The organism is Streptomyces sodiiphilus (genome assembly GCF_039529215.1).
Taxonomy (GTDB): Bacteria; Actinomycetota; Actinomycetes; order Streptomycetales; family Streptomycetaceae; genus Streptomyces; species Streptomyces sodiiphilus.
This window is the reverse complement of sequence record NZ_BAAAMJ010000029.1, coordinates 1-14,736: the sequence shown is the minus strand read 5'-3', so window position 1 is coordinate 14,736 and position 14,736 is coordinate 1. Positions and strand designations below refer to the sequence as shown.

At 66.3% G+C, this 14,736-nt stretch carries 6 protein-coding genes and 1 pseudogene; 6 read left to right on the top strand and 1 reads right to left on the bottom strand.

All coding sequences use genetic code 11. The annotated features are described in order from the left end of the window. The first annotated feature begins 148 nt into the window (after positions 1-148). From ABD299_RS13640 to ABD299_RS13615, 6 genes and pseudogenes are all read left to right on the top strand, one after another. Positions 149-643 (top strand): hypothetical protein, encoded by a 495-nt coding sequence (locus tag ABD299_RS13640; RefSeq protein ID WP_344261968.1) that lies wholly within the window; start codon positions 149-151, stop codon positions 641-643. Positions 644-1,139: 496 nt separating this feature from the next. Then, on the top strand, positions 1,140-2,585 hold the full coding sequence (locus tag ABD299_RS13635) for a DNRLRE domain-containing protein (RefSeq protein ID WP_344261966.1): 1,446 nt from the start codon (positions 1,140-1,142) through the stop codon (positions 2,583-2,585). Positions 2,586-2,621: 36 nt separating this feature from the next. Further along, positions 2,622-11,930: a LamG-like jellyroll fold domain-containing protein gene (locus tag ABD299_RS13630; protein WP_344261964.1), complete on the top strand. Its 9,309-nt coding sequence runs from the start codon at positions 2,622-2,624 to the stop codon at positions 11,928-11,930. Further along, positions 11,909-12,538, top strand: coding sequence for an SMI1/KNR4 family protein (locus tag ABD299_RS13625; protein WP_344261962.1), 630 nt, complete (start codon positions 11,909-11,911; stop codon positions 12,536-12,538). The genes ABD299_RS13630 and ABD299_RS13625 overlap by 22 nt, the downstream gene beginning before the upstream one ends. Before the next feature lie 644 nt (positions 12,539-13,182). Continuing rightward, positions 13,183-13,791, top strand: coding sequence for an SMI1/KNR4 family protein (locus ABD299_RS13620; protein WP_344261960.1), 609 nt, complete (start codon positions 13,183-13,185; stop codon positions 13,789-13,791). Positions 13,792-13,815: 24 nt separating this feature from the next. Further along, positions 13,816-14,400, top strand: a pseudogene (locus ABD299_RS13615) (transposase family protein); the annotation flags it as partial. A 160-nt stretch (positions 14,401-14,560) separates the two neighbouring features. On the opposite strand, the gene ABD299_RS13610 reads toward ABD299_RS13615, so the two are convergent. Beyond that, a partial coding sequence (locus tag ABD299_RS13610) for a DUF397 domain-containing protein (protein ID WP_344262200.1) occupies positions 14,561-14,736 on the bottom strand: 176 nt, incomplete at its 5' end.

Below are 14,736 nucleotides of genomic sequence, written 5' to 3'. Positions count from 1 at the left end.
GTGCGACCGCGAGGAATGGGTGTTCATTGCCGATCATCACATGTGATGTGAGCATGACTGGCCCGGTGATCGTCGCAGCCGACGAGCGGAGCGATGCGACGACCGGCCGGTTCCCCTTCCGTTGCGCTCTGCACAAGGAGTCCGTCACATGAAGCGATCAAGGATCCGCACCGCCGTCGCCGCGGCGGCCGGGGTGGCAGCGCTCGCCCTCGGCGCTCTGACCGCCTCGCCCGCAGGTGCCACGACCTCCGTCGCGCCCGCGGCCCTGGGAAGCGGCGTGGAGGCCTCCGGCTTCTGGGCATGCACCGTCCCGGCCGGAAAGACCTACAGCAACACCGACCGCCGATTCCGCGGTAGCTGCAACCCCAGTGGGTGGGGCACCAGTTATTACGTCGTGGACCCGGCCGACGGCATCTGGGCGTGTACCGTCCCTTCGGGCTACACCTACACCAACACCGACCGTCGCGACCGTGGTGCCTGCAACCCGTCGGGCTGGGGGACCGCCTACCTGCTCGCCGTACCGCGCACCGGCATCTGGGCGTGCACCATCCCGCCCGGCTTCTCGTACACGGACACCGACCGCCGCTACCGCGGGAACTGCAACCCGACGGACTGGGGAACCGCCTACCGCCTGGTGGGCTGACACCCGCGCCCCTGCCCGCGCCTCCGCCGTGCCCCGGCCCGCCTCTCCGAAGCGGGCCGGGGCACGTGTCCTGCTGCGCTTCATGGGTGGCCGGAATCTGAGAAGTCTGCCGCCCTTGCGGGCCGCCGACTCCGCTCAGGTGAAGCACAGGTGGGAGTGGTCCGGGTTCTTCGAATCCCGGACGCCCGCGTCGCCTCCGGGCAACGGCGCGAGCTCGAAGTATTCACCCGGGTTGGCTGGGGGCTGCTCTTCTGCCGGCTCGGCTCGTTCCGGTCGTCGGCGTTACAGGTCTTGTTGTGCCATCAGCTTCCCCCTCTGATGTGAGTGCGACAAGGTGCCCGTTCAAGTCGGCGGAGGCGGCGAGGGCTTGTGGTGCAGGTCATAGGGAGGCATGGATTTTCGTGTGATCGACTTGGGGATGTTAGGTGCGCATGGCGCCACGGGGCGTTATTCGTGATGACTGGGAGTACTTGTGCGCGCCTGGCGACCACTCGCTGTGACTGCTGCCTTCCTGATGGTCTTTCTCACCGGCACGGAGATGGTCGCTGCCACGGTGCGCACCTGGGGTCCCCCTGCTTCCTCAACTGCCTCGGCAAAGCCCGTCCAGAAGTGGGGAGGTGCCGAGGGTCTGTCGCATCGGGTGCCCGCCGGTGCGACCACCGCCGAGGCGGAAGGGAATGGAGGGCCGCCTCAGGAGGCGCCCGGTCAGTTGCCCCCGGAGGAGCCCCGTGAGCGCTGGACGCCCGGCAACACGGCTCGTGAGCCGGAGACCGGGAAGGCCGAGGTTCTCGATGAAGCGGGAAGCGACGCCGGGGAACCGGAAGTTCCCGGTTTCGACGAGCGCACCAGCGAGGAGCTGGTCGAGGAGCGTGACGCCCGCTCGCGGACCTTCCGGAACGAGGACGGCACCCGTACCACCCGCTTCTACGATGAACAGGTCAATTTCCGGCTCCGCGACGGAAGTTGGCAGGAGATCGACGCCACTCTTCGTGCCGAGCGACCGGCAGGCCTGACCGCACACTCCGGAACGGGCTGGGTCACCACCTCCACCGAAGTGGACATCCGGTTCGCCGCCGACGCCCGTTCCGAGCCCCTGGCGGAGTTGCGCCTGGATGACGAGCACGCGGTGGCGTACTCCCTGCGGGACGCCGAGGCAGCCGAGGGAATCGCCGAGGGCGCGGTCATCACCTACCCCGAGGCCCTTCCGGGCGCCGATCTGGAGTTCATCGCGGCCGGCGACGGGATCAAGGAAACCATGATCCTGCACGGCCCCGACGCGCCTCGGCAGTGGACCTTCCTCCTCCGGCTGGAAGGGCTCACCGCTGGGCTCGACGAGGACGGCAACGTCGCCTTTGTGGACGCGGACGGCGGTGTGCGAGCGATCATGCCGGCCGGGTGGATGGAGGACTCCGCTTTCGGAGAGCACTCGGGGCAGGGCGAGATATCCGGCGGTGTGGAGTACGAGCTCGTCGAGGAGGGCAACGGTCACACGGTCCTGATCGTCACGCTCGACGATGAGTGGCTGGATGACACCGAGCGTGTGTACCCCGTGAAGGTGGATCCCTCGATCACCCGGGTGGAGGCCACTTCCTCGACCTACGTCCAGAAGCCCTACAACCAGAATTTCTCCACCGACACTGTTCTGAAGGTCGGCACCTACGACGGCGGAACGCACACCGCCGCGTCCTTCCTCCGTTTCGCCGGTGTGGAGACCACTCTGAAGGATGCCTGGGTCCTCGACGCGCGCCTGGCGCTCTACAACACCTGGTCCTACTCCTGCACCGCGCGGCCGGTCACGGTTCACCCCATCACACAGAACTGGTCCGCCGCGACGCTGAAGAACTACCCGGGGCCCTCCACCGGCGCGGCGCTCGGGTCCAGGAGCTTCGCCAACGCCTGGCGTCCCTCGGGTACCACCAGTTGGTCCTGCGCCCCCAAGTGAGAAACCATCCCCCTGGGCTCCGCAGGCCGGAAGCTGGTGGACGACTGGACCCACGGGCGGAAGAAGAACTACGGCCTGGCGGTGAAGGCTTTCACCACCGACTCAAGAGGCTGGAAGCAGTTCGGGTCGACCCGGTACCCCAACGGCAAGCCCAGCCTGGACATCACGTGGTCGAAGTACGGGGCCGTCTACAAGCCGGGACAGCTCATCACCCCGGTGACCGCCACCGGCGAGGGAGCCCAGCGGATCACGGTCACCAACCAGGGCCGCGAGACCTGGCGAAAGGACGGCAACTACCAGCTCACCTACAGGCTCTACGACTCGGCGGGCACCGAACTCACGAGTTCCTCGCTGCGCCGCTACACGACCATGCCCCGCGATGTCGCCCCGGGGAGCAGCGTCACACTGGACGCGAAGATCGCTCCCCTGAACCCCGGCACCTACACACTGGTGTGGACCATGACCGACTACGGGGTCAGGCGTTTCACCACGGAGGGCATACCCGGCGCAGCCGTCCGCATCTCCACCTCCAACATCCCTCCGCAACTGGTGGCCGCGGCTCCCGGCAGCGGGGCCGTCTTCGACACGCTGACCCCCACCCTGTGGGCCAGGGGCACCGATCCCGACCACTACCCCTCGGCGCTCCGGTACACCTTCGAGGTCTGCGATGTGGAGGGCGACAACGCGCGGAAGAACTGCAGGCAGAGCAGCCGAATCACATCCCAGCAGTGGGCGGTGCCCTCCGAGTGGTTGGCCTGGGAGAAGAGCTACGCCTGGTACGCCTACGTCTACGACGGCAAGGACACCTCTCTCAGGCCCAATCCGGCGTTCTTCACCACCCGGGTACCTCAACCCGCCGTGACCGGCCACCTGGGCGGGGAGAACGGTAAGGACTTCGGCGCGAGAACGGGCAACTACTCCACTGCGGCGACCGACGCCTCGGTGACCACGGTGGGTCCGGAACTCGCCGTGCACCGTGCGTACAACTCCCTGGACCCCCGCACGGACACGGCCTTCGGACGCGGCTGGTCCTCCCGCTGGGACATGCGGGCCGTGGCGGAGAACACCGGCAACGTGGTCGTCACCCTCGCCAGCGGTCGCCGGGTCCGCTTCGGCAGGAACGCGAACGGTACCTACACCAGCCCGGCGGGGAGCGGCGACACCCTGGTCGCAACCTCCGGCGGTGGCTGGACACTGCGCACCTCCTCGGCCACCACGTACACCTTCGACTCCACGGGATCGTTGACCCGCATCACCGACGGCGCCGGACGCGAACAGCGTCTGACCCACGAAAGCGGAAAGCTCACCACCGCGCATGATGTCGCCTCGGAGCGCACCCTCGCCTTCACCTGGGAGGGCGATCGGGTCTCCTCGGTGACGACCAGCGCTGTGGGACCCGACGAGCCCGGTCTCACCTGGACCTACACCTACCGTGACGGCCTGCTGGCGGAAGTCTGTCCACCCGAACCGCAGCGCGGTTGCACCGAGTACGAGTACGACGAGGGCTCCCTGTACCGAAGCACGGTTCTGGACGCGAACCCCGTGGCCTACTGGCCGCTGGGTGAGAGCACGGGAGAGACCGCCGAGAGCGTCGCTCCCTCCCGCACCGGCCTCGGCCACGCGGCCCACTACGACGTGGAGTACGGCGTTCCCGGCGCCCTGGCGGGCAGCACCGACACCGCCATCGCCTTCAACGGAACCGACTCCCACGTGGAGTTGCCCCACGACATCCTGAGTGCTTCCACCTTCCTCAGCATCGAGCTCTGGTTCCGTACCACGGACTCGGGCGTGCTCGTCGGTTTCCAGAACTCACCCCTCGACGAGGGCTCTCCCGAGCAGAGGAACCCTCCGCTCACCGTTGACGCGGACGGCAAGCTCAGCGGATTCCTCTACACCGGCTCGGTCGATGCCATCGACCCGATCAAGAGCGCCGAGACGGTCACCGACAATGAGTGGCACCACGCGGTCCTCACCGCTGCCGGCACCACCCAGACGCTTTATCTGGACGGCCGCAGGGTCGGTTCCCGTGAGGGGCCGCTGGATCACCGGGAACTCTCCTACACCTATCTCGGCGCCGGGTGGTCGGACTCCCGCTGGGACGGCGGCCCCTCCGAAGTGCGCCGCTTCACCGGCCACATGGACGATGTCGCCGTCTACCACCACCCCCTCGACGCGACCACGGTGGCCGAGCACCACGCGGCGGGACGTTCCACCGGCCGACTGATACGGGTCTCCCCGCCCTCGGGGCGCGCCCACGCCGAGGTCGAGTACGACACCGTCACCGGCCGGTTGCGCGAGTACACCGACGAGAACGGCGGCACCTGGCAGGTCTCGGACCCCGCGTACGGCAACGGGTCCCGCGGCTTCGCGGACACCGTACTCACCGACGCCCCGACCGGGTACTGGCGTCTGGACGACCGGGCCTCGGCAGTCGCCCACAGCGAGACGGGTGACGACGTCAACGGCGTCTACAACAACCTTCCGCGTCGAGGAGCCGGGCCGTTCGCCGAGGGGGACACCAGCGCTCCCGTCTTCGACGGCTCCACAGTGGTGGAGGTGCCCAACGAGGCCTGGGGCGAGACCGACGAGCAGGCCGTGGAGCTGTGGTTCCGGACCGAGGAGTCCGGAGTCCTCGTGGCCATGCAGGACGCCGAGTTCGGGGAAACCCCGACCGGCTGGTGGCCGATGCTCCTCGTGGATGACGACGGAAGGCTCCGCGGCCGGTTCCGCTATCCCGGGGACTCCACCTCCCTGGTCTCCACCCACTACGTCGACGACGGCAAATGGCACCATGTGATCCTCGCCGCCACGGCGGACAGCCAGGTGCTCTACATCGACGGTGTCCGGCACGGCTGGAACTCCCACGGCACGGACAGCAACAGGCTCACCCACACCTACATCGGTGGCGGGTACGCCTCCGCGAGCTGGAACGGCCGGGCCGGGGGCTATCACAACTTCTCCGGTCAGATCGCGGATGTCGCCTTCTACGACCACTCCCTGATCAGCCCCCGCACCAACTGGTGGGACGGCCGTACGAAGGTGCTGGAACGATGGAGACTGCGTTCCTCACTGCTCAGCGGTACAGGCACCGCCTACCGGAACACCGTGATCGGCAGTGCTCCCGCCGCCTACTGGCGTTTCGAGGAGACCTCCGGCGTCCGGGCGGCCGACGAGACCGGCCGGCATCCGGCGGTGGCCTCGGAGTCCGGCGTGCTCCACACCTACTGGGGCCCCTTCGGGGGCGGGGGCACCACCGCGGCCCGGTTCACCAGCGAGGGCCAGTACGTCGAGATCCCCGGAGACATCCTCGCCGGCACCCGTGACCTGACCGCAGAGCTGTGGTTCCGCACCAACCGACCCCGGGGCGTCCTCCTGGGCTTCCAGAACCAACCCATAGGACAGACGCCCTCCTCCTGGCGCGCTGTGCTGAACATCGATGTCGACGGCAAACTCCGGGGTGAGTGGTACGCGCCCCTGTCCGGTGGAGGCGCCCGCACCATCACGTCCCCCCAGACCGTCACCGACGACCAGTGGCACCATGTGGTGCTGTCCGGCTCGGGGAACACCCAGACGCTCTACCTGGACGGAGTGAAGGTCGGCACCCTCGAGGGCACCATCCTGGAACAGTCCCGCCCCTACGCCTACCTCGGAGGTGGGCATGGCAGCAGCGGATGGATGGGCGCACCGGGGAACACCTATTACTTCAACGGTGCCCTCGACGAGGTCGCGCTCTACCGTCACAGCCTCACCGAGGAGCAGGTGACGGCCCACTACCTGGCACGCAGCAACCCCGAACACCACTCACTCGGTGCGACCGTGACGGTCACCGACCCGATGGGGGAGACCAGCTCCACCACCTACGCTCCTCTCAACGGCTGGCGCACGGTGGCCTCCACGGACGCCGAGGGCGGGGTGACGACCTTCGCCTACGACACCGGCGGGTTCCTTCACACGGTGACCGACCCCAACGGCAACTCCACCATCACGGGGCATGATGCCGCAGGCAACGCCGTCTCCACCACCACCTGCCGTGCGCCGAACGACTGTCAGACGTCCTTCGCCTCGTACCACCACGACGCCTCCGAGCTGTTGGACCCGCGCAACGGCAAGCCCTTGTCGACGAGCGACGCGCGTTCCTCCGGCCCTGCTGACACCACCTACCGGACCTCGATGACCTACACGGCGTCCGGCCTGCCGGCCACGACGACCCTGGCCGACGGGCGGACCTCGACCCGCACCTACACGACGGGTACCGAACCGGCGATCGGTGGCGGCACCGTTCCGCCCGACCTGGTGGCGAGCATCCGCGCCTTCGGGGGTTCGGCCACCCACTATGAGTACTTCGCCACCGGCGACGTGGCCCGGGTGACCGAGGCCTCGGGGATCGTCACCGATTTCACCTACGACGGGCTGGGGCGCAAGCTGTCGGAAACCGTCGTGTCCGAGGACCACCCCGACGGGCTGACCTCCACCTTTGTCCACGATTCCCTCTCCCGGATCGTCACCGAGACGGGTGTGCCCGTGGAGAACGAGGTCACGGGCGAGACCCACACCATGGAGATCCGCCGCACCTTCGACGGCGATGGCCGTCTGCGCACCGAGACCGTGGCGGACTCGACGGGTGGCGACGCAGAGCGGACCACCAGCTACCGATACGACGCACACGGTCTGAACCGCGAGGTCATCGACGCGGAGGGCAACTCGACCTTCTTCGTCCACGACGATCTGGGCCGGGTGGCCCGGGTGACGGACGCTTCGGGCGTTTCCGTCCGCTCCACCTACACCCCGCGTGGCCGGCTCGCGGAGACGACCCTGGAGGACTGGGAGGGCGACCCGGAGGGCGGCGTCCGCGATCTCGTCCTGGAGTCACGGGCCTACGACCCCGCCGGCCGGCTCGCCTCGGTCACCGACGCTCTGGGCGCCACCGTCGTGCACACCTACTTCGACGACGGTCTCCCGGCCACCATCACGGCGCTCGACGTGGTCGACAAGGACGGAAATCCCCGGGACATCGTCCTGGAGGAGAACCTCTACGACCCGGCGGGCCAGCTGGTGCGGCAGGTGACGGGAGACGGCGCCACTGAGGTCGCTCGCGCACTCGATGCCACAGGACGGGTCACCGCGACAGTTCTCGACCCCGAGGGACTGAACCGGCGCACCACCTTCACCCATGACGACGAGGACCGCCTCCTGACCCGCACCCGCCACGGTTCGGACGGCGATCTCGTCGACACCTTCACCTACGACCATCTGGGCAACCTGCTCACGGAGACGATCGCCGGCCCCGGCGACTCCACCACCGTCGCCCACAGCTACAACCAGCTGGGTCTTCGCACGGCCACCGTCGCCCCGCTCGGAATGGTGGAGGACGCCGATCCGGCCCCGCACACCACCGAATTCCGTTACGACGCCCTCGGTCGCGAAGCAGCGGTGCTCTCCCCGGAGGTCACCGTGGAGCGCCATGGGGAACCGGCGGCCGACACCCGCCTGGAGACCCTCGTCGGGTACAACACCTTCGGAGAGGTGACAGCGGCCCGGAACGCCGATGGTGAGCTTTCCCAGGTCACCACCGACAGGCTCGGCCGTCCTCTGACCACCACGGCGCCCTCCCACGAGCGTCCCGACGGTGTCACGGTGACTGCCGTGACCGAGGTCGCCTACGACGCCGTGGGCCGGATCGTGGCCGAGACCGACCCGATGGGCCGGACCACCGAGTACCGCTACGACCAACTCGGCCACCCCGTGCTGAGGATCGATCCGCCCGCAGAGTCCTCGAGCCCGCTCTCCACCGGCCACGGGGTCACCGGCCTGCTGGGACGCCCCGCGGACAGGCTCGTTCCGTCCGCCGAGCTCACGAGTCCACTCATCACCGACTCCGAAGCGTTCGGCCCCCCGGTGACCACGACCGACGGACGGGGCATCCACCGCTACACCTGGACCCCGACCGGCCTGCAACTGTCGGCAGTCGACCCGACCGGCGCCCGGGTGGAGGCCACCTATGACGAACTCGGCCGGCAACTGACGAGCACCGTGGTGGAGCGTCACCCGGAGTTGGTGCACCTGACCACCGACTACCGGTGGGACGCGGCGGGCAACCGGACAGCGACCGTCCTGCCCGGCACGGGCTCCCGCTACTCGAACACCACCGAGTACAACGCTGCCGGCGAACCCGTCCTCGTGTACGACGCCTGGGTCGACCTGGCGCAATACGAGTACGACGACTTCGGCCGACGCATTGCCCTCACGGCTCACGAGAAGCACCGCACGGTCTTCCACCACGACCACGTGGGCAACGTGGTGCGCGTCGACGAGTACGGCGCGGAGGAGGACGTACAGCGGTCCACCCTCATGGAGTTCGATGCGGCAGGCAATCGCACCGCCCTCGTGTCGCCGACGGGTATCCGCCGTACCTACCGCCACGACGCCCTGGGACGGTTGACCGAGCAGAACGAACCGGTGAACGGAACCGAGACGATCACCACGACGTTCGGTCACGACGCCGCGGGCAACCGCACCCGCCTCACGGACGGACGCGGCAACACGACCCACTACACCTTCACCCCGGCGGGCCTGCTGGAATCGACCATCGAGGCCGCCACCGACGCCCATCCCGATCCCGCGGACCGCACCTGGACCGTCCTGCACGACGAGGCCGGACAGCCGGTCACCACGTGGCTGCCGGGCGGCGTCGTTCGTGAAAGGACCTACGACGGCCTGGGACGCCTGGTCCGGGAAACCGGCAGCGGGGCCGAGGCACCCACCGAGGAACGCCGCTTCACCTACGACCTGGCAGGACGGATGACCTCCCAGGGCACGGAGGCCCTCGGAACGAACACCTACACCTACAACGACCGAGGAGTCCTGCTCACCGCCACGGGCCCGGGCGGAAACGTGGCCTACTCCTACACCCGTGCTGGACAGATGGCGAGCCGCACCGACGCCCGCGGCACCACGACCTTCCTGTACAACTACGCCGGCGACCTCTCCCATGTCAGTGACGGCGCCATGGGCGCCGAGGTCTGGTACTCCCACGACCTCACGGGACGGCCCATCAGTGAGGGCTACGAACTCCCCACCGACGAGGACGACGAGGACCCGAACGCCACGAAGGCCGGCGAGCAAGCCTCCGCGCTCTCCTGGCGGCCGGAGTACGACGCCGAACGCGTCTACCACTACGACACCCTGGGCCAACTGGTCGGCGACCAGCTCTTCGACGGCAACGAGGATGACGAGGACAGCGAGGAACTGGCCGCGGTCGAGTACGAGTACGGCCTCGACGGGCAGCTGATCCGCAAGTCCACCCGCGGGTTCGCGGGCGAAGGCACCGACGACTACACCTACGACGACGCCGGTCGCCTCACCTCCTGGACCCGCGACGGCACCACCGTCGCCTACGCCTGGGACGCCTCGGGCAACCGGATCCGCCACGGGGAGGAGACCGCCGCCTACGACGAGCGCAATCGCCTGCTCGCCGACGGCGAGCGCACCTACACCTACACGCCCCGGGGCACCCTCACCACCGTCACCGCTCCGGACGAGGCAGACCGGGCACTGACCTTCGACGCCTTCGAGCGCAAGGTCACCGACGGCGACACGCCCTTCCGCTACGACTCCCTGGACCGGGTCACCCACCACGGAAACACGCGATTCACCTACGACGGAGGCTCCAGCAACCTCCTCTTCGACGGCACCACGCACTACGTGCGCAACCCAGGAGGGGGACTCCTCGCCTCGGTGAACGGCGCGAACGAGGAGGGTCGTTGGCTGATCACCGACCAGCACACCGATGTGATCGCCGGATTCTCCCTCGACGGGGCCGAGCTGGTCGGTTCCCGCGCCTTTGACCCCTTCGGCCGATCCTTGGCCGAGGACGGCACCAACCCGGCGGTGGGGTACCAGTCCGGATGGACGGACCCGGAGAGCGGCGACGTCAACATGGCCGCCCGCTGGTACCAGCCCGGCACCGGGGCCTTCGCCTCCCGCGACACCTCGCTGCTCGACCCCACCCCGTCGGTCCACGCCAATCGCTACACCTACGGCGCCGGCTCACCGCTGATGTATGTCGACCCGGATGGGCATGCGGCGGTGTGCGCCACGGTGGTGACCGCTCCGGCTTGTGCGGGGGGTGCGGCAGGGTCGTTCTTCGGCCCATGGGGAACAGCGATCGGGGCAGGAGCCGGACTGGCGGTCGGCGGAGTACTGGCATGGAACAAGTACATGGGGGGGGCTTCCTCCTCCTCTTCCAGTGGGTCGGCGAACGTCTTCGGAAACAACAACTCGGCCCTGGCCAAGGCGACGCGTCAGCAGGCGCAGAGGCAGGCGGCTGCCGCCCAGGCGTTTGCCTGGGCGGCCGAGCTCAACTTCTTGTGGCGAAGCCAGGCCAACGCATCGCGCTCCTCGACGAGCCGTACCGGTGGTCGTTCCTACTGCACCGTTGGGTGTGGGACCAACGGGCGCTATTCTCCCTCTCCGCCGGGCGGCCGTCCGGGCTACGTGTCCGCTGCTCTCGGCGCTGGAGGAAGCCGGAAGTCTTCACCGGTTGTCCGCTACATCCCGCCGCAGAACCCGAACCGCGGCCCCAACCCCGTCCCGGCCCCCGACCTCCCCGCCCCCCGGCCCGACTACGATCGCGATGCCGGGGAATGGGACCCGACGAAGGGGTGGAGCAGCGAAATAACCGTCGATGACGTCGTGGCCTACTTCGAAAGTGAGGCCTACGATCCGGAAGCCCTCATGACCGTCGATACCCCCGGCGGGAAAAATGGCGGCAGGAACAGAGAAGACGGGCTCTGTGACGTCGGCCCGGGGGTGGGCTATCGTGGGCATCAGTTGTACATGCCTCGGGAGCGATACTTGGACATGTACGACAGCGATGTCCCCCAGGAGCAGTGCAGGGCAACGGGAGTCGTCGCCAGACTCGACAAAGGCGACCATAATCCGCGACGCAGGGCACCGGGAACGAATACGAACGGATACACGCAACCGCCGGGCCTGAGGGAGATAGAAAAGCAAGGTCATAACTTTGCCAATGGCCATCTTGTCTCCGCTGCGGCTCATGGTTCGGGAATTGACTTGAGGAACCTGGTGGCTGAGTACCAGAAGACAAATATGCCCTACCTCAGTGCTGGAATCGAAGCTGAGATATGGAGGAATTTCACCAAAGATAAGGTCACCTACCTGTCGGTGGTTCCCGTGTATGAGCGGCCGAATTCCGGTGTACCTACGAAGCTTGTCTACTCGTACTCTGTTCCTGAGGAAGGAATGTCCAAGGTGTGTATTGTCACGCAGAACCCTAACGGGGGCACCACTACGGGCTCCCCTACATGTCCGAGGTATCAGCAGTGATGAGTAATTTTTCTTTTCTGTCCCGTGTGCTCGAAATGCTGGGCCCAGCTTCCGGCGCCGGTGAGGATGTGTATGCGTGGGAAAGACTTGAGAGTGAACTTGGATTTGGTTTCCCCGAGGATTATCGGAAGATCATCGACAGCTACGCCCCCGTGATGTTGAACCATCACCTCTATCTGCATCACCCTGCCACTTCGCGATGGAATCTCGGGGAAAGTATCGAGAGGAGTGCGACGGCTTTTTCTGAGGTAGATTGGGAAGATGTGGGGGTCGAGTGGGATCCGCGTGGTGCACTGGGGTTGGAGAAGCTTGAGTTCGGAACTCCTCGAGGGCTTGTTGAGATTGCGGGGAGCGACAGGTCGGAAGTGGTTTTCTGGGCGCCTTCTCTAGATTGGCCTAGGGGTAGAATATTTTGCCTTTGGGGTATGGAAGGGTTCTATGAGTATCGGTTTACCTTCTCTGAGTGGCTCTATCGCTATTTGGTGGGGGAGGACATGATAGGGCCCAATAGTGCGGCTTTTTATCCGGGTCCCGTACATTTTCGGAGATTGCCAATGAGTCCCGAGGATAAGAGCGTCACATGGGTGGGTCCGGATCGAGGTATGTGAGGTCCGGGGTTGAGTGTGTCTTCCATTCGTAGGCGCGTGGTTGCCTCGGTGGGAGTCTGTCTGGGGGTTGTCAGGCGGATCGGATTTTGCTGGTGGTGCCAGGGAGAGATTCGAGGCTATGACACCACCAGCCCTTGGCCGACGTGATGTGTCAGCAGGTTTAGAGGCAGGCGGCTGCCGCCCAGGCTGTTTGCCTGGGCGGCCGAGCTCAACTCTTGTGGCGTATCAGGTCAACACGTCGCGCTTCGTGACCAGCATTTCCGATGGTTGTTCCTGCTGCTCCTCGGTTGGATGAGTTCAACGAGTGCCCCCTCTCTCTCGTCGGACGGCCCTCCAGATTTCGTGTCCGTTGCTGTCGGCGCTGAAGAAGCCAGATACTCGTCGTGGATTGGCTGAGTACAAGGGAGGGCGCGCCGCATTTCAGTGCTGAAATTGAAGCCGAGATATGAAGGAATTCACCAGGGCATAATCGCCTACCTGTCGGTGGTTCCAGTGTATGAGCGGTCGAACTCCGGTGTTCTTACGAAGATTGTCTACTCGTACTCTGTTCCCGAGGAAGGGCTGTCGAAGGTGTGTATAATCACGCAAAATCCTACTGGGGGCACCACTGAGGGCTCCCCTACTTGCCCGAGGTATCAGCAGTGATGAGTGAATTCCCTTTTCTGTCCCGTGTGCTCGAAATGTTGGGTCCTGCTTCTGGTGTCGGCGAGGATGCTGGTGCGTGGGAAAGGCTTCAGGGTGAGCTCGGATTCGAGCTGCCCAAGGATTACCGGAAGATTATCGACGACTATGCGCCTGTGGTGCTGAACTACCACTTCTATTTGGGTCATCCCGCCACTCACCGATGGAATCTGAGAGAGAGCATAGAAACGACTTCGAAGGACCTTTCGGGCGTGGATTGGGAAGACGTGGAGGGTGAAGAGGGGGTGCGTGCTGCATTGGGTCTGGAGAGGCTTGAGTTTGGAACCCCTCGAGGACTGGTGGAGCTTATGGGGAGTAACAGGTCGGAAACGGTTCTCTGGGCCCCCTCTCTAGATAGGCCTGAAGGGCGAATTTTTTGCCTTGTGGGCACGGAGGCGTTTTTCGAGTATCGTTGCACTTTCTCTGAGTGGCTCTATCGCTATTTGGTGGGGGAGGATATGTTTGGGCCCAATAGTGCGGCTTTTTATCCGGGGCCCGTGCATTTTCGGAGATTGCCAATGACTTCCGGGGACAAGAAGGTCACGTGGGTGGGGCCGGATCGAGGTATGTGAGGTTCGTGGCGTAGCGGTGCCCCGCTGCTCGGAAGCTCGGCGGGCGCCCGTTCGGGTGGCTGCCAGGAGGCCCGGTCGCCTTGGCGTCATGCCCCCGCCGCCGGGCGGTCGGCGCAGAGCGAAGCACAAACTGGTTTTTGTCGACCGGTTGTCGGCCGCGCTCGTGCACCTCCGCCACGGTGCCACCCCATTGACCACCTCGGCGCAACCGGGCAGACCGGAATAATCGACGGCACCGGGATCCGGGTCCGGCGCCCGGCAGCTGGGCACAAGGATCGGGCGGGGTTCGTCTCCGGCAAGAGCAAGCAGAACGCGGTCAAGTCCATGGTCGCCACCGGCGCCGAGGAGCGACTGCTGTTCTGCAGCCCGGCCGTGCCGTCGAGCTGCGTGGACATCACGCATGCCCGGAAGCTGGGGCTGGTCAGGATCTTGGCCAACGGTCCGGCCGTGGAGGTCCTGGCCGATGCCGGCTACCAAGGACTGGGGGCCCAGACCGGCGGGCGCGTAGTGACACCGCCGCACCGGAAGTTCAGGAGGAACCCGCCCGAGTGGTACGAGGAAATGCACGAACGGCAGCGCAGGGCCTACTCCTCACACCGCATCCGAGTCGGGCATGGCATCGGCCACCTGAAGAACTGGCGGGCCCTCGCCCGGACCTTCGGCTTGTCCGGCAGCTCCTTCACGCTGACAAGCTGCGTTCGATCGCGCCTGGACTCAGTGTCTGCCCTCGTGTCCACCGCAGACTCACCACATGAGAGGACGTCTTGGCTCAGCTGCGGAGGATGTGGTGGAGGAAGTGAGCCCACGAATCGGCTGGTACGGGCTTCATCGAGAGTCCTCGGTTCTTGGTGTCCCGGACGCGCACTGCCCCGGCGGTAAGGGCTGCTTCGAGGCAGGCGCCGCCTTCACTGAGCCTTTTCCAACCTGGTTGGTGAGGGCTGGTGT